Origin of the sequence: Candidatus Pantoea bituminis, assembly GCF_018842675.1 — a bacterium.
GTDB classification, from domain to species: domain Bacteria; phylum Pseudomonadota; class Gammaproteobacteria; order Enterobacterales; family Enterobacteriaceae; genus Pantoea; species Pantoea phytostimulans.
Map to the genome: position 1 here is coordinate 29,276 of NZ_JAGTWO010000005.1, position 16,610 is coordinate 45,885.

Genomic DNA, 16,610 nt, shown 5'->3' on the forward strand with positions numbered 1-16,610 from the left:
AAGGTGTTTTCCCTCCACCCGGAGGCGGGGTTCCGCTGATTGTCGGTACGCATTCAGGGTGAAATCAAGCCAGCATAACGGACTAACAAGTGATTAACCGCTTGTCTGGCGGAATACAGACCAACATGCCCAGCAACCCCACTAATGCTGCAATGGCTGGCCAGTCGCGAAACGGACCAGCCAGCTTAGCAAATTAGCGAACCGGTGCAATTAGCGAACCGGTGCAGGTACCGGAGCCAGAGTCTGGTGTTCGCTCTTCTGACGGGAAGGCGCTTTGTGCACCATGGTGTAGGCATAATCAACGCCGATACCGTAAGCGCCTGAATGCTCTTTCGCGATATCCATTACCGCGTTGTACGTCTCTTTGTGTGCCCAGTCACGCTGCCACTCCAGCATCACCTGCTGCCAGGTCACCGGGATCACGCCGGCCTGGATCATGCGCTGCATCGCGTAGTCATGGGCCTCTTTGGTGGTGCCGCCTGACGCATCCGCCACCATGTAGATTTCGTAGTCGCCTTCCAGCATTGCGCACAGGGCGAAGCTGTTGTTACAGACTTCCGTCCACAGGCCGGAAACCACCACCTTTTTCTTGCCGTTAGCGGCCAGTGCGTCACGCACTTTCTGGTCATCCCAGGAGTTCATTGAGGTACGCTCAAGGATGTCCTGGCCCGGGAACACGTCCAGCAGCTCCGGGAAGGTGTTGCCGGAAAAGCTTTCGGTCTCAACGGTGGTCAGGACGGTCGGGATGTTGAAGACTTTGGCCGCTTTGGCCAGCGCCACCACGTTGTTTTTCAGCACCTGGCGGTCAATTGACTGCACGCCAAAGGCCATCTGTGGCTGCTGATCGATAAAAATAATCTGGCTGTTCTGTGGCGTCAGGACTTCAAGCTTTGAATTAGACATGAATTTACCCATTGAGGTTAATGTAACTGGATTTCCGTGAATATCAGTACGGATCAAAGGTGACAGTAGCCAGATGCGAGGCCGCTTTAGGGCTCAGGCATGAGCATGACGGCAAGTCCGTCAAACATCATCATGCTAAACCGGTGGTCACTGTCAGGCCGCAGTGTAGGAGGCTTTCTTTATACGCACTATTATCTCTGTGTATAACTATACGAAGGTATAGGTATCCTTTCGTATAACTAGACGCTGCCACTTCAGTCTCACCATAATCCTGTTCTGTTCGTGCTCTGCTTTCCCTGCGGCAGCGCATTTCCCGTCCTGCGGCACAGCCGCCCTATTCGGACATACCAGTTCAGGAGGATCTATGGTTTCGCTTGGTAAAGCAGAGCTGATTTTAACTAACGGCAAATTTCACACGGTGGATCGGGAAAACCCGGTTGCTGAAGCCGTTGCCATTCGTGACGGCAAGTTTCTTGAAGTTGGTACGCTGGCAGAAGTAATGCAGCATCACTGCGAAGGCACCAAGGTCATTGACCTCAAGGGCCACACCGCCGTGCCCGGCCTCAACGATTCTCACCTTCACCTGATACGCGGCGGCCTGAACTACAACCTGGAGCTGCGCTGGGAGGGCGTGCCGTCGGTATTTGACGCGCTGCGCATGCTGAAGGAGCAGGCGCTGCGCACGCCGTCACCGCAGTGGGTGCGCGTGGTGGGCGGCTGGACCGAGTTTCAGTTCGCCGAGCGCCGCATGCCGACGCTGGATGAGATCAACGAAGCCGCGCCGGACACGCCGGTGTTCGTGCTGCACCTTTACGACCGCGCCCTGCTCAACCGCGCCGCCCTGAAAGTGGTCGGCTACACCCGGGACACGCCAAACCCGCCGGGCGGCGAAATTCAGCGCGACGGCAACGGCAACCCCACCGGCATGCTGATCGCCCGTCCCAACGCCATGATCCTCTATTCAACCCTGGCAAAGGGCCCGAAACTGCCGCTGGAGCAGCAGGTCAACTCGACGCGCCAGTTTATGCGCGAGCTGAACCGCCTCGGCCTGACCAGCGCCATCGACGCCGGCGGCGGCTTCCAGAACTACCCCGAAGACTATGAGGTGATCGCCGAGCTGCACGGGAAAAAGCAGATGACGCTGCGCATCGCCTATAACCTGTTTACCCAGCGCCCGGGGCACGAGCTGGAGGACTTCGAAAAGTGGACCGACATGCTGACGCCGGGCCAGGGCAGCGACTACTTCCGCCACAACGGGGCGGGCGAAATGCTGGTGTTCTCGGCCGCAGACTTTGAGGACTTCCTCGAGCCGCGCCCGGACCTGGCGCCGGGCATGGAGGACGAGCTGGAGCGCGTGGTGCGTCATCTGGTCGAGCACCGCTGGCCGTTCCGCCTGCACGCCACCTACGACGAGTCGATCAGCCGCATGCTGGACGTGTTTGAAAAGGTCAACCGCGACATCCCGTTCAACGGCCTGCACTGGTTCTTTGACCACGCCGAGACCGTGACGCAGCGCAACATCGACCGCATTAAAGAGCTGGGCGGCGGCATCGCGGTGCAGCACCGCATGGCGTTCCAGGGCGAATACTTTGCCGAACGCTACGGCATTGAGGCCACCCGCCACACGCCGCCGGTGGCGCGCATGCTGGAAACCGGCGTGCCGGTTGGCCTGGGAACGGACGCCACGCGCGTCGCCAGCTACAACCCGTGGACCGCGCTGTACTGGCTGGTCTCCGGGCGCACCGTGGGTGGCATGCAGATGTATGACGTCAACGCCCGCCTCGACCGCGAAACCGCGCTGATGCTGTGGACGCAGGGCAGCGCCTGGTTCTCCAGCGAGCAGGGAAAAAAGGGCCAGATCAAGGCCGGCCAGCTGGCGGATATGGCGGTGCTGAGCAAAGACTTTTTCAGCGTGCCGGAAGAGGAGATCAAGGGCATCGAGTCGGTGCTGACGGTGGTGGACGGCAACGTGGTGTATGCCGCCGGCTCGTTCAGTGCAGAAGCGCCGCCTGCGATCCCGGTGCTGCCCGACTGGTCGCCGGTGGTGACGGTGCCGGGGCACTACCGCAGCGCGCCGCCCACCGCGGCCACGCGCGTGGGCATGATGCAACAGCCGCACCAGTGCAGCGGTCCGTGCGGGGTGCACAGCCACTCGCACGACATCGCGCGCGGCTCTGACGTGCCCGTCGCCGGAGACAACGCCTTCTGGGGCGCGCTCGGCTGCAGCTGCTTTGCGTTTTAATCATGAAAAACTCATCTGCACTTTTTATCCCGCCCCGGATTGATCTGGGGCTGTTCTTCCTGCGCCTGACTGGCAGCCTGTTGTTACTGCATGTGCACGGGCTTCCCAAGGTATTTCACTTCAGTGAAGAGCTGACGCGTATCGAAGATCCCTTTGGCATGGGCCCTTACATGAGCCTTATCCCGGCCATATTTGCTGAAGTGATTTGCCCGATATTTATCATTCTGGGTGTTGGCACCCGCCTCGCCTGCCTGCCGATTATAGGCGTTTTGCTGGTAGCGATGCTGTTCGTGCATCCTGGCTGGTCAATTGCTGAAGGTCAGTTTGGCTGGCTGCTACTGATCATTTTTACCACGCTAGCCATAACCGGGCCGGGAAAATGGCGTATCGCAGCGGGCCCTCATCAGGAGGTACGACATGGCGCAAGTTAATGACATCAACGACGTCACGCCAGAACTGCCGGAAGAAGCTGTTATAGCTAGCCCTTCACCGTGGCAACCGCTTCGTCAGCCCGTTTTTCGTATGCTGTGGATCGCCACGGTGATGTCCAACATTGGTTCATGGATGAACGATGTTGGCGTGAACTGGACGATGTTGACGCTAAGCGCCGATCCGCTGTCCGTTGCGCTGGTTCAGGCCGCCAGCAGCTTGCCGATGTTCCTGTTTGCGCTGCCGTCCGGGGTGATGGCTGACATCATTGACCGACGCAAGTACCTGCTGTTTTCCCAGCTGTGGGTATTTATTGCTGCGACAGGGCTGACAATCCTCTCTTTTACCGGCCACATCACGCCGTTAATTTTGCTGATTGCCGCATTCCTGCTGAGTGCGGGTGCAGCGATGAGTTCACCACCGTTCCAGGCCATTGTGCCTGACCTGGTGAAAAAGGATGAGCTTGGCCCGGCCATCGCGCTGAACTCGCTGGGCATCAATATCAGTCGCGCCATTGGCCCGGCGCTGGGCGGTTTGATTCTCTCCTTCGCTGGCCCGTGGATGGTATTTATGCTCAACGCCATTTCGGTGCTCGGCGTGGCTTGGGTGCTCTATCACCGGAAAGCTGAACCGAGCGTGCAGCGTCTGCCGCCAGAACATTTTTCTCAGCAGTACGTGCGGGACTGCGTTATGTCCATGCAGCTCCGGTATTGCGGAACGTACTGGTGCGGACCGTCGCCTTCTTCCTTTTTGGCAGCGCCGGTTGGGCTTTGTTACCGCTGGTGGCGCGGCGCGAGCTTGGCTTGGGGCCAGGTGGATACGGCATCATGCTGGCGTGTATCGGCGTCGGCGCCATTTTCGGGGCGGTTTTACTGCCGAGAATGCGTAAAAGCTTGAGTCCCGATCGTTTGATGGTACTGGCGAGCCTGATGTTTGCCGTAACTATGCTGGCACTGGCGTTCGTGCGCCACTTCTGGTTGCTGAATGCGTTTGAATTCTTCACGGGATTTGCATGGATTGCGGTGCTTTCTACGCTCAATCTTGGCGCGCAGCGCAGTGCGGCAAAATGGGTGAAGGCCCGCGCCCTGGCAGTATACCTGACGGTGTTCTTTGGTTCGATGACCGTCGGCAGCGCCGTCTGGGGACAGCTGGCATCGCATTTCAGTATTCCGGTTTCACTTTCAATTGCCACCGCAGGCATGTTTTTGGCAAGCGCCACCGTGCTGCGTTGGCGGTTAGATCTGGATCCTGACCTGAATCTGGACAGTATCGCTGATGGCGAAACCGTGCCAGCGCTGGATATCCGCCACGATCGCGGCCCGGTGATGGTGAGTTATGAATACCTGATCAAAACAGACGATGCGCACGACTTTACCGTCTGTATGCAGGATATGCGCCGGGTGCGACGTCGTGGCGGCGCAATAAACTGGTCTGTGTATGAAGACATTTTGCAGCCCGGTATTTTCGTCGAAACCTTCGTGGTTGGCTCATGGATGGAGCACTTGCGTCAAAAAGAACGCTACACCATGAATGATCGCAAAATTCAGAATCGCGTTTTTGCATTCCATCAGGGAGAAAGCCTTCCTGAAGTCAGGTATCTGGTCGCGCCCGTCTAACGGGTGCACCTATTACTCCTGTTATTCATTCAACGTAAGGGACAGAAATGAGCACAATCAAAGCAAAAGACGGCACACAGATTTACTTCAAAGATTGGGGAACCGGCAAGCCGGTGCTGTTCAGTCACGGCTGGCCGCTGGATGCGGATATGTGGGACAGCCAGATGAATTTTCTGGCCGAGCGTGGTTATCGCGCCATTGCCTTTGACCGTCGTGGCTTTGGCCGCTCCGATCAACCCTGGACCGGTTACGACTATGACACCTTTGCTTCAGACATTAATGACCTCATCACCAGCCTTGATCTACAAGATGTCACCTTAGTCGGCTTCTCCATGGGTGGCGGCGATGTCACTCGCTATATCGGCCATTACGGCAGCGCACGCGTTGCGGGTTTGGTGCTGCTGGGCGCAGTAACACCGATTTTTGGTCAGGCAGAAGATTACCCTCAGGGCGTGGATAAATCGGTATTTGCTGGCATCAAAGAGGGTTTGCTTAAAGATCGTGCGCAGTTTATCAGCGACTTTGCCGCCCCTTTTTATGGCACTAATGCGGGCCAGACTGTTTCCGAAGGCGTACTGACTCAGACGCTGAACATCGCGCTGATGGCATCTCTGAAAGGAACAGTGGATTGTGTAACGGCATTTTCCGAGACGGATTTCCGCGCTGACATGGCGAAAATTGATGTTCCCACTTTAGTGATTCATGGCAGTAACGATCAGATCGTTCCGTTTGAAACCACCGGTAAAGTCGCGGCTGAGATGATCCAAGGTTCGGCGTTGAAGGTGTATGACAATGCGCCGCACGGTTTTGCTGTCACGCATCAGGATCAACTAAACGAAGATTTACTGACCTTCCTGAAAGCACGCTAATCCGTTGCGTGGTTAAGCCGTGCAGTTAACACACCACATCACACCTTAAGCCAAAACCGACCTGTAAAAGGTCGGTTTTTTTGTTGGGAAGAGAGGCGATAGGATGCAACAGCGCTTATCGAGAAGGCTGGTTGACTTCAATCGGCCGCAGATCAAATAACAGCACTTCTGCGTCTTCACCGTTAGCGAAGGTCAGCGCTTTTTCATCACGAACGCGGGCACCATCACCTGATTTAAACTGCACGCCGTTAATGATGATATTGCCACGCACGACATGAATATAGGCATAGCGCTCTTCATCCAACGTAAAGGTTTGCTGCTCATCACCCGTAAACAACCCGGCGTAGATGTTGATATCCTGGCGAATGCGAAGTGCGTTGTTTACACCTTCAGGTGAAGCAATAAGACGCAAGTTTCCCCGTTTATCACTTTCCGACACGCTCACCTGTTGATAGCCAGGCGGCGTATTTTTCTCTGAAGGCACCACCCAAATTTGCAGGAAATGAACCCCTTCCGTGCTTGAGTGGTTATATTCACTGTGTGTTACGCCACTGCCTGCACTCATCAACTGCACATCACCGGGGACAATCACCGAACCGGTGCCCATTGAATCTTTATGCTCTAGCGCTCCCTCCAGCACATAGGAGATGATTTCCATATTGCTGTGTGGATGAGCACCAAAACCGCGGCCTTTTGCTACGCGATCATCGTTAATCACCAACAAGTCAGAGAAGCCAACTTGTTTAGGGTCCCAGTAATTAGCAAATGAGAATGTGTGACGTGAATTCAACCAACCGTGATCACCTAATCCGCGTTGTTCAGAAAGACGTTGTTCAATCATGATGTGCTCCCTAACTCTCTGTTTTAAATGAGTGAAGCTGTGTTGCGCTTCGATAGAAAGAGATTACAGGTAAACCTATTTGCGCATCAATGCTGTAAAATGGCAATTACTGTCACATATGAGTGGACAATGCTGGCGCCGTGAACCAAGCTGCGAGTTAATGCTAAGGTAAATGCAGGTCATTAACGTTAAGGAGAAATCAGCGCGTGAATACTCACCCGATACGGCAGATTATTGAAGCATGCGACAAGGCTATCTCAGCGAAAGATTTTGATTCACTGATGACCTATTACGCGGAAGACGCCGCGCTAGTTATAAAGCCGGGCATGATTGCTCATGGAAAAGAGAACATCAGGAAAGCCTTTATCGCCATCGCCGAACATTTTCAAGGTCAGCTGGTGGTAGAACAGGGTGAGATGCAGGTGATTGAAGGTGGCGGAACCGCGCTGGTTATCATGGAAACTGTGCTTCGATACCCTGATGATCAAGGTAAAACGCGGGAAACGACGCGTCGGGCAACGTATGTTTTTCGCCAGGAGAGCGATAATTGTTGGCGTTGCACTGTCGATAATTCCTACGGAACATCCTTGCTGCAGGGTGATGCTGATTAAATGGCTATTGTGGCTATAGCTCAAAAACTACAGCCACAAATCGTGCGATTACTGGCTGATGTAGCGCGACGTTAGTGACCAAGCTAAAAGCTGAAGAGTTGTACAGTATGTCGCTTGAACCCCCTCGCAACACGGATCATATGCCCCCATTTATTTGAAAAGCATGCGGTTATGCGCGGCAAGAATCTCTTCTTAATTGCGCATTTCACCTCGTATTCGTTAATCCAGAAATCTCAACGAGGTGAATGATTTGCTGCCCGTGCATCAACGCAGACGAAACATTTTGTAAAAAACGCCTACGTTCAAATTTAAGCTGCGCATCACGAAATCTCCGTTTTGTACCAAACTTAAAAAAACAAAACAGGACCTGCGGAGCATTATGAAAGAGCAAAATCGTACTATCGGCATTGCACCTTATGGCGGTTCAGCTGGCGGATGGGGTGCGTTAAAAGCAGTGGCAGACGCGATTCGCGGTCAGATGTCTGTGAAGCAAGATGTCATTGCGTTGTTCAAAGTCAATCAGCCCCAGGGTTTTGATTGCCCCGGCTGCGCCTGGCCCGATCCTCAACATGCCTCTTCATTTGAATTTTGTGAAAACGGCGCAAAAGCGGTTTCATGGGAAGCCACCAGCAAACGCACCACGCCAGAATTTTTTGCTGCCCATACGGTCAGCGAGTTATGGGAGCGTAATGCGTTTGAGCTGGAAGGTGAAGGTCGCCTGACCCATCCAATGAAATACGATGCGGCGTCCGATACTTATCAGCCCATCGAGTGGGAAACGGCTTTTAAAGAGATCGGTGAGCATTTGCGCAGCTACGAGGATCCCAACAGCGTTGAGTTTTATACCTCTGGGCGCGCTTCAAATGAAGCTGCCTTTCTCTGGCAGCTGTTTGCTCGCGAATATGGCACCAATAATTTTCCCGATTGCTCAAATATGTGCCATGAACCCACCAGCGTTGGTTTGCCTGAATCCATTGGCGTCGGCAAAGGCACCGTTGAGCTGAGCGATTTTGATCATTGCGATCTGGTGCTCTGTATTGGTCATAATCCCGGCACCAACCATCCGCGCATGTTAGGTACCTTACGTGAAGTTTCAAAGCGCGGTGCGACCATCGTTGCGATCAATCCCTTGCGCGAGCGCGGACTGGAACGCTTTACCTCACCGCAAAGCCCGATTGAAATGCTGTCTATGAGTTCAACCGAACTGGCCTCGACGTATTACAAGGTTCGCGTGGGCGGCGATGCGGCGATGCTGAAAGGTGTGATGAAAATCTTGCTGACCATGCACGAAGCGGCGCTGGAAAAAGGTGAAGCGGGTGTTATCGACAGCGCGTTTATTGAAGAACATACCCAAGGATTTGATGCGCTAAAAGCGGATTTGGATGCCACAAACTGGGATCACATCCTTAAAGTTTCCGGTATGGAGCGCGAAGAGATTCAACACATTGCGCGGCTCTACGCCAATGCTGAACGCACTATCATCTGTTACGGCATGGGGATCACACAGCATCAATATGGCACTCAAAATGTGCAGCAAATCGCTAACCTGCTGCTGCTTCGTGGCAACATAGGAAAAAAGGCGCAGGTATTTGCCCGTTACGGGGTCACTCCAATGTGCAGGGTGATCGCACCGTGGGTATCACTGAAATTCCTCCGCAATCGCTGCTCGACAGCATTGAAAAGGTTTTTGGCTTTAAGCCACCACAGGAGCATGGCCACGGCGCCGTGGCGGCGATTCAGGCGATGCGTGATGGACATACCAAAGCCCTGCTTTGTTTGGGGGGAATCTGGCTGAAGCGATTTCTGATCCACAAGTGACTTTTCCCGCCATGCGTAAACTGGATTTAGTGGTGCACATGGCAACGAAACTTAATCGCTCACACCTGCTGCTGGGCAAACACAATTATCTGCTGCCGGTGATTGGCCGCACTGAAACCGACATACAAACCTCTGGCGCGCAGAGCGTGACGGTAGAAGATTCGATGTCGATGGTGCACGCCTCACGCGGCTCGCTGAAACCCGCCTCTCCACTGCTCAAATCTGAACCGGCGCTGGTGGGCGAACTGGCGATGGCAACCTTGCCGAATAGCGTGGTTGACTGGAAAAAATGATTGGCGATTACAGCTTTATCCGTGATGCCATCGAAGCGGTGTTTCCTGCATTTGAAAACTTCAATGAGCGGGTAAAAAACCCGGCGGATTCCGCCTGCGCAACACGGCATCGGAGCGCGTCTGGAACACACCTTCAGGAAAGGCACAGTTCAAGGTGATGCAGGGAATAAACGAAGATCCCCGTTCACTCCGCTGCCACGACCTGGTGCTCACCACGCTGCGTAGCCATGACCAATACAACACCACTTTATATGGTCTGAATGACCGCTATCGCGGCGTGACTGGGCGTCGTGATGTGCTGTTTATCAATGCTGATGAAGCAGAAAAACGTCAACTGCGCGTCGGTGATCAGGTCAACATCGTGGCCCTGGATCCTGAAGGCAAACCAACCTCGCGAAAAATGGCCAGGTTGACCATAGTGGTGATCGATATGGCACCGGGTTCTGTCGGAGCTTACTATCCAGAAGCAAACGTATTGGTGCCGTTGGACAGTCACGATACGCAGAGTGGCATTCCCGCTTACAAAAGTATTCCCATCGCTTTAGAACAGGTAAAAGTCCCGGCTGAAACGTCAGACGGTACGCTGCGTTAAGCCAACTCAACGGCGCTGAAATTGACATGTTTTTCAGCGCCGTTTTTGCGCATTTTTCACCGCAGGCAAACAACTTTTGCGGAATAGTCTATGATTTTTCTACGTATGCTGCTTGTGGTCGAGGCACCCTAAAATCGCCTCATCCTCACCCCGAGGATATGCCACCTTTAGGCTACCAGAGCCGCGCCGGTCCACCCCGGCAACAACATACCGGTAAACAAGTTTTACGTTCGCATGACCCGAACCCATAACTGTCCAGGCGGTTCGCTGATCGACGCCAGCGTTTAGTTCATCGTAGAGAAGAGAGAGTTCTGACCTACCGCATCAACCAGGAAACAGTCGAATATTGTCTCCTGTCGTACTCGTGAGCGAGTGATCGCATTGAAATACACATGCTGTATTGCGTGAAAATCGGCATATTTGATGGAGAGGGAAGAATGGTAAACAGTAATGGTTTTCAAATCTTAGCGGGAGATAGTCATCTTCTCGGGGCCAATTATGATGGTAAAGGCGTTAATTTCGCTCTCTTTTCAGCCACTGCGGAGCGCGTTGAGCTTTGTCTCTACGATCCCAGCGGTAAAGAGGAGATTGCCAGGCTGGATCTGCCCGAGTTTACCCATGAAGTCTGGCATGGTTACATACCTGGCCTGAAGCCAGGTGCGTTATACGGTTATCGCGTTTATGGCCCTTTTGACCCGGAAAATGGTCACCGTTTCAATCCTAACAAGTTGTTACTTGACCCCTATGCACGTGAGATCGCGGGCGATATTAAGTGGGATGAATCGCACTTCGCTTATGACCTGCTTCATGAAGACAAAGACCTCACTTTTGATACGCGTGACAGCGCGCCTTTTATGCCGAAATGTCGCGTTATCGATCCTAATGAGTTTGACTGGCAAGACAAAAATCGCCCGAACGTGCCGTGGTCGAAAACTATTATCTATGAAACCCATGTAAAAGGTTTTACCCAGCTCAATTCCGCCATACCACCCGATATTCGCGGCACCTACGACGGTATGAGCCACAAATCCACCGTCGACTACATCAAAAGCCTTGGGGTTACTTCGGTTGAGCTGCTGCCCATTCACGGCTTCCCCGATGATCAGCATCTTCTCGACAGAGGTTTGAAAAACTTTTGGGGCTATAACACGCTCGGTTTCTTCGCGCCCGCCTCTCGCTATTTTGGCCCTCGGGGCATTCAGGGATTCCGCGATATGGTGCGGGCTTTCCATGATGCAGGCATCGAAGTGATTCTTGACGTGGTTTACAACCATACGGCTGAAGGCAATGAACTTGGCCCAACGCTGTCATTCAAAGGGATTGATAACTTTTCTTATTACCGCACCTTGCCCGATCAACACCGTTATTACATCAACGATACCGGAACCGGCAATACCGTGAACATTTCACATCCTCGGGTGCTGAAACTGGTAATGGATTCGCTGCGTTATTGGGCAGAATCGATGCATATCGACGGATTCCGCTTCGATCTCGGCACCATTCTGGGTCGTGAGCCGGAAGGCTTTAACCCACGCGGCGGCTTCTTCGATGCGATGATGCAAGATCCCGTGCTGTCCAAATTGAAGTTGATTGGCGAACCCTGGGATATCGGCCCAGGCGGTTATCAGGTAGGCAGTTTCCCGCCAGGTTGGGCTGAATGGAACGACCAGTACCGCGACACGGTGCGTGAATACTGGAAAGGCAACAATGTCTCGACAGATTTTGCCACCCGCTTGCTCGGTTCCGGCGATCTTTATGATCAGCGTGGACGCCGACCTTGGGCCAGCGTCAACTTCATCACCGCTCATGATGGTTTTACACTTAACGATCTGGTTTCGTATAACGACAAGCACAACGAAGCCAACGGCGAAGATAATAACGACGGCCATAATGACAATCGCTCTTATAACTACGGCGTTGAAGGCCCGACGGATGACGAAGCGATCAATGCGGTGCGAGAACGCCAGAAACGCAATTTCCTTGCAACGCTGCTGTTTTCCCATGGCACGCCAATGTTATTGGCTGGCGATGAGTTTGGTCGCAGTCAGATGGGCAACAACAACGGTTATTGTCAGGACAGCGAAATCTCTTGGGTGCATTGGGATAATCTGCCGGAATCTGCGGAAGCGCTGCGCAATTTTACTCGTCAGGCGATCAAACTTCGTGCGGAACAGCCACTACTACGTCGCGAAAACTGGCGCGATGGCATGGATATCAAGTGGTTTAATGCGGGCGGTGGATTCCAGTTGCCTGAGCAATGGGACGAAGGAACCACGCTCGGCGTCTATTTAGGCCGGGCAGATCTTCAGGCCGAGGAAGGCGTCTGGCACGATGTGTTAATGCTGTTTAATCCATTTGAAGGTGTTGTACCCTTCCGTATCCCGCAGTTTGGCGAAGGCGGTTGGGTACTTGAGCTTTCAACCTCCGATACCGTAAAACCTGGCATTGTTATTACCCGAGAAAAGGATTTCGATCTCGAAGGCCGCAGTATTGCGCTGTTCAGAAGAGAATAAAACCGCTCAGGAATTAGGCTAAAAAAGGGCAGCGCAGTAATAGCGCTGCCCCTTTTCATTTCAACGTTCTCTGCCGCCAAACCGAAATTCTTTTTTAAACTAGCAAAAGTAAAACGATCGGTTTACTTTTAAAGTATGGACAAAAGAAATGATATTTTACGCGCAGCAGAGCGGTTGTTTTACAACAACGGTTTCCACGCCACCAGCACAGACCATATCTGTTGCGAAGCGAACGTCTCAACGCGTACGCTTTACCGCTATTTCCCTTCCCGCGAAAGCCTGACTGCTTCTGTGATGGAGCAGCGTAAAAACCGCTTTTTCTCAGCGCTCTATCCTGCCGAGCATGTGGAAGCGATTGACCAACTTTTTCGAGAGCTGAAGCGGTGGATGGATGAGAACGGCGCTCAGGGGTGCTTCTTTGTCAAAGCCTGGGCTGAATATGCTGAGCACGACATGACGCTGGCAGCGCTGGCATTGGACTATCGCTATATGCTGCGTCATTACATCGCCGCCTGCATCAACCACTCTCATGGTGTAAACCGCGAGGCACTGATCAATGTGATTTGGATTCTTTTTGAGGGGGCTTCTACCACAGCGCTGTTAACAGGTTCGCAAGCCGCGTTGGATGCAGGTCATGCCGCTGCTCTGCTGATGAAAAAAGCGGAGCAGCGCTGTGAGAACGTCTCTGGCGCTGGGGATCACCGGCTTTTCGTTGATAGCCGTAACCTACGGCATGGCCCGGTTTTCATGGGGGCTAATGATGCCTTCAATCGCAGAAGACATTCCTTTTACGCCACGGTTATCCGGCGTTATTGCTGCATGCAGTTATCTGGCTTATTGCCTTTCGGTGGTCGGCGCTTCTTTTTTGGTTTCACGCTTCGGTCCACGTTTACCTGCTGTCATCGCCGCCCTGTGCGCAGCTGCGGGAATGCTGTTGCTCGCTGCTTCACACTCTCCCGCTATGTTAGCCAGTGGGCTTTTCATTGCTGGATTAAGTTCAGGACTGGCATCGCCTTCCCTTGCCAGTGCAGTTACGCGCACTGTCGCTGAAAATAAACAGGCGATGGTAAACACGGTTATTAACGCAGGAACAGGCGCAGGCATTATTTTGACAGTACCCGTGTTGGCCTTTGTACCTGGCGGATGGCGCATCGCTTGCGTGGTCTTTGGCGTAATGGCGGTTTTATGTCTGTTACCTGCGATTCGCTATCTTCCCGCCGAGCGACTGAAGGCTAGTCCAGATCATAACCGTGGACATCAATGGCTTTTACGCGCGCCAATGAAACGACTGATCATCATTGCCTTTATCAGCGGCATGAGCAGTGCAGCGTGGTGGAATTTTGGCCCGGATATTTTGCGTAATCATCTTGGCGTGAACCCACACCTTAGCAGTCTGCTTTGGCTGGTGAGCGGAGCCGCAGGAATAGCCGGTGTTATGACCGGGCCCGCAGCGCGTTACCTCAGCATGAAACAAATTTACCGCCTTTCTCAACTCTCTATGGCGACTCCGCTGCTTTTATTGGCATTAAGCCACACCTTTTCAGGCTGGCTATATCCTGCTGTCGCGCTTGGTGGCGCAGGTTACGTCACGTTATCGGGTGTCTTGCTGGTTGTTGGCGCTTCAATAACGAAAGATTCACCCGCTGCAGGTGTGGGCGTTACCTTTTTCATGCTGGCATTAGGACAGATTGCAGGCACCGCTATTTTTGGCCTGTTTTATGCCCAGGCTGGCGCTGCGCCTACGCTCATCGGATTCGCTTCACTCGCCTTGCTCATGCTGTTTCTGCCGCCAAAAGAACACAGATAAGGGCCCGATAGGGAACTTGCGATGCTGCTGATGTGTTGACATACCGTTGGCTTTACCTCTGCCAGCACAGCATTTTACTTCCTGCATCTTAGTCTATGATTATTCTTCGTATGCTGCCTATAGCCGAACCATTGAGCCGGATTTTACTGACCAATTTCGGCATACAGATCGCGCGTAGCTGCTCTGACTAATGACGCTTGCATCAGCGGAACGACAACCGCGTGATGTCGTCTTTTGCTTACATCTGCATATAAAGAGGCAATCGCATGGAGTCAAAATCATTTACTAAAAGTTGGGGCGCCGAATATGTGGGTGCAGATACCGTCTGCTTTCGCCTGTGGGCGACAGGTCAGGACAATGTCACGCTCAGGCTTTCGGGCAAAGACCAGGCGATGAATCCCGTCGGCGACGGTTGGTTTGAATTGCAGGCCAGCGGCGTTTCACCTGGCGCGGAGTATAACTTTGTTCTCGCTGACGGAACGGTGGTACCCGATCCCGCTTCTCGCGCCCAAAAGGCCGAGGTCAACGGCCCATCCCTGGTGATTGATCCCTCCCAATACAGTTGGCAAAACCGTGACTGGAAAGGACGTCCGTGGGAAGAAACGGTGGTCTATGAAATGCATTTCGGCACTTTTACGCCGGAAGGCACATTCCGCGCGGCTATCGAAAAACTGCCCTATCTTGCCAATCTCGGTATCACCATGCTTGAGGTTTTACCGCTTTCGCAGTTCGGCGGGAATCGTGGCTGGGGCTATGACGGCGTACTTCTCTATGCACCGCATTCCGCCTATGGCACCCCGGACGATTTCAAAGCCTTTGTCGATGCAGCACATGGACATGGCCTTTCAGTGGTGCTGGATATTGTGCTTAACCATTTTGGGCCCGAGGGCAATTATCTGCCGCTTCTTTCACCTGACTTCTTCCATAAAGAACGCATGACGCCTTGGGGTGCTGGCATTGCTTATGATGTTGATGCGGCCCGCCGCTATATGGTGGAGGCGCCGCTCTACTGGCTAAAAGAGTATAATCTTGATGGCCTTCGCTTTGATGCCATCGATCAGATCGAAGATACCTCTGAGAAGCATGTGCTGATTGAAATCGCCGAACGTATTCGGGCAGAAATAACCAGCCGGCCCATTCATCTGACGACCGAGGACAGCCGCAACGTTATCTTTTTGCATCCTCGCGATGACGAGGGTTCAGCTCCGCTGTTTACCGGCGAATGGAACGATGACTTTCACAATGCCATCCATGTCCTGGCCACGGGCGAAACCCACGCCTATTACCAAGATTTTGCCGAAGCACCGGAAAAGTTTTTTGCACGCGTTCTGGCCGAGGGCTTCGCCTATCAAGGTGAGATTTCAGCGCAGTCGGGCGAAAAGCGCGGTGTAAAAAGTAGCGGCCAACCGCCGGTCGCTTTTGTGGACTTTATCCAGAATCACGATCAGGTTGGCAACCGTGCTCAGGGCGAAAGGCTGATTGAATTGGCTGGCGCTGAACGCACACAAGTCCTGTTGGCATCCCTGTTGCTCTCGCCGCACATCCCGCTGCTGTTTATGGGTGAAGAGTATGGTGAAACAAATCCTTTCTTGTTCTTTACCGATTTTCACGGCGATCTCGCCAAAGCCGTGCGTGAAGGCCGCGCAAGAGAATTTCAGGGACATGCAGGCCATGAAGGGGAAAGCGTGCCCGATCCAAATGCTAATACCACATTTGAAATGTCGAAGCTGGATTGGCAGAAACCAGACAGCGAAGCGGGTAAAAAGTGGCTGGCGCTGACCAGTGAGTTATTGGCGTTGCGCCAGATACATATTGTGCCGCTGCTTTCTACTGCGGGCGGTGACTCCGGCAACGTTGTGAAAACCGCAAAAGGGTTAGTCGCTGTAACCTGGACTTTCCCGAATGGCACGTTGTCGATCGCGCTCAATATTGGCGAGCAATCCCAACCGCTTCCCGAACAACCCGGCCAGATCCTTTTCGCCTGGCCGAAAGCTGAAACGGAACTGCCGCCGAATTCAATCATTGTCCGCCTGGCTTCGGGAGACGCAGCGTGAAGATACCAACCGCCACTTATCG

At 53.4% G+C, this 16,610-nt stretch carries 9 protein-coding genes and 3 pseudogenes; 10 read left to right on the forward strand and 2 right to left on the reverse strand.

The features are described from left to right. Positions 1-210: 210 nt before the first annotated feature. On the reverse strand, positions 211-903 hold the full coding sequence (locus KQP84_RS22645) for a hydrolase (RefSeq protein ID WP_215848393.1): 693 nt from the start codon (positions 901-903) through the stop codon (positions 211-213). A gap of 364 nt (positions 904-1,267) precedes the next feature. Here KQP84_RS22645 and KQP84_RS22650 point away from each other — a divergent pair, with 364 nt between their 5' ends. The 4 genes and pseudogenes from KQP84_RS22650 to KQP84_RS22665 all read left to right on the forward strand — a co-directional run bounded on the left by KQP84_RS22650 (position 1,268) and on the right by KQP84_RS22665 (position 6,059). Beyond that, positions 1,268-3,145 carry an amidohydrolase gene (locus KQP84_RS22650; protein ID WP_215848394.1) on the forward strand — a complete coding sequence of 626 codons (1,878 nt, stop codon included), beginning with the start codon at positions 1,268-1,270 and terminating at the stop codon, positions 3,143-3,145. 2 nt (positions 3,146-3,147) lie between these two features. Further along, positions 3,148-3,576, forward strand: coding sequence for a DoxX family protein (locus tag KQP84_RS22655; protein WP_215848395.1), 429 nt, complete (start codon positions 3,148-3,150; stop codon positions 3,574-3,576). Continuing rightward, positions 3,563-5,190: pseudogene (locus KQP84_RS22660) on the forward strand (MFS transporter). Before KQP84_RS22655 ends, KQP84_RS22660 begins: the two are co-directional and overlap by 14 nt. A 47-nt stretch (positions 5,191-5,237) precedes the next feature. Beyond that, a complete protein-coding gene (locus KQP84_RS22665) occupies positions 5,238-6,059 on the forward strand; it encodes an alpha/beta fold hydrolase (RefSeq protein ID WP_215848396.1) in 822 nt (273 codons plus the stop codon). Between the two features lie 115 nt (positions 6,060-6,174). Here the strand turns inward: KQP84_RS22665 and KQP84_RS22670 are convergent, their stop codons facing one another. After that, on the reverse strand, positions 6,175-6,900 hold the full coding sequence (locus KQP84_RS22670; RefSeq protein WP_215848397.1) for a pirin family protein: 726 nt from the start codon (positions 6,898-6,900) through the stop codon (positions 6,175-6,177). A gap of 206 nt (positions 6,901-7,106) precedes the next feature. Here KQP84_RS22670 and KQP84_RS22675 point away from each other — a divergent pair, with 206 nt between their 5' ends. The 6 genes and pseudogenes from KQP84_RS22675 to treZ all read left to right on the forward strand — a co-directional run bounded on the left by KQP84_RS22675 (position 7,107) and on the right by treZ (position 16,588). Beyond that, positions 7,107-7,511 carry a YybH family protein gene (locus KQP84_RS22675; protein ID WP_215848398.1) on the forward strand — a complete coding sequence of 135 codons (405 nt, stop codon included), beginning with the start codon at positions 7,107-7,109 and terminating at the stop codon, positions 7,509-7,511. Positions 7,512-7,890: 379 nt separating this feature from the next. Beyond that, a pseudogene (locus KQP84_RS22680) lies at positions 7,891-10,214 on the forward strand (FdhF/YdeP family oxidoreductase). Between the two features lie 437 nt (positions 10,215-10,651). Beyond that, positions 10,652-12,727 (forward strand): glycogen debranching protein GlgX, encoded by a 2,076-nt coding sequence (gene glgX / locus KQP84_RS22685; protein WP_215848399.1) that lies wholly within the window; start codon positions 10,652-10,654, stop codon positions 12,725-12,727. A 135-nt stretch (positions 12,728-12,862) separates the two neighbouring features. Further along, a pseudogene (locus tag KQP84_RS26010) lies at positions 12,863-13,003 on the forward strand (TetR/AcrR family transcriptional regulator); the annotation flags it as partial. A gap of 484 nt (positions 13,004-13,487) precedes the next feature. Then, on the forward strand, positions 13,488-14,534 hold the full coding sequence (locus tag KQP84_RS22695; protein ID WP_309140195.1) for an MFS transporter: 1,047 nt from the start codon (positions 13,488-13,490) through the stop codon (positions 14,532-14,534). Positions 14,535-14,800: 266 nt separating this feature from the next. Next, a complete protein-coding gene (treZ, locus tag KQP84_RS22700) occupies positions 14,801-16,588 on the forward strand; it encodes a malto-oligosyltrehalose trehalohydrolase (protein ID WP_215848401.1) in 1,788 nt (595 codons plus the stop codon). Positions 16,589-16,610 lie beyond the last annotated feature (22 nt).

Coding starts and splice junctions, on each gene's coding strand:
- KQP84_RS22695 (WP_309140195.1), top strand. CDS start 13,488: ATGCCTTCAATCGCAGAAGACATTCCTTTTACGCCACGGTTATCCGGC.
- KQP84_RS22650 (WP_215848394.1), top strand. CDS start 1,268: ATGGTTTCGCTTGGTAAAGCAGAGCTGATTTTAACTAACGGCAAATTT.
- KQP84_RS22645 (WP_215848393.1), bottom strand. CDS start 903: ATGTCTAATTCAAAGCTTGAAGTCCTGACGCCACAGAACAGCCAGATT.
- glgX (WP_215848399.1), top strand. CDS start 10,652: ATGGTAAACAGTAATGGTTTTCAAATCTTAGCGGGAGATAGTCATCTT.
- KQP84_RS22665 (WP_215848396.1), top strand. CDS start 5,238: ATGAGCACAATCAAAGCAAAAGACGGCACACAGATTTACTTCAAAGAT.
- treZ (WP_215848401.1), top strand. CDS start 14,801: ATGGAGTCAAAATCATTTACTAAAAGTTGGGGCGCCGAATATGTGGGT.
- KQP84_RS22670 (WP_215848397.1), bottom strand. CDS start 6,900: ATGATTGAACAACGTCTTTCTGAACAACGCGGATTAGGTGATCACGGT.
- KQP84_RS22655 (WP_215848395.1), top strand. CDS start 3,148: ATGAAAAACTCATCTGCACTTTTTATCCCGCCCCGGATTGATCTGGGG.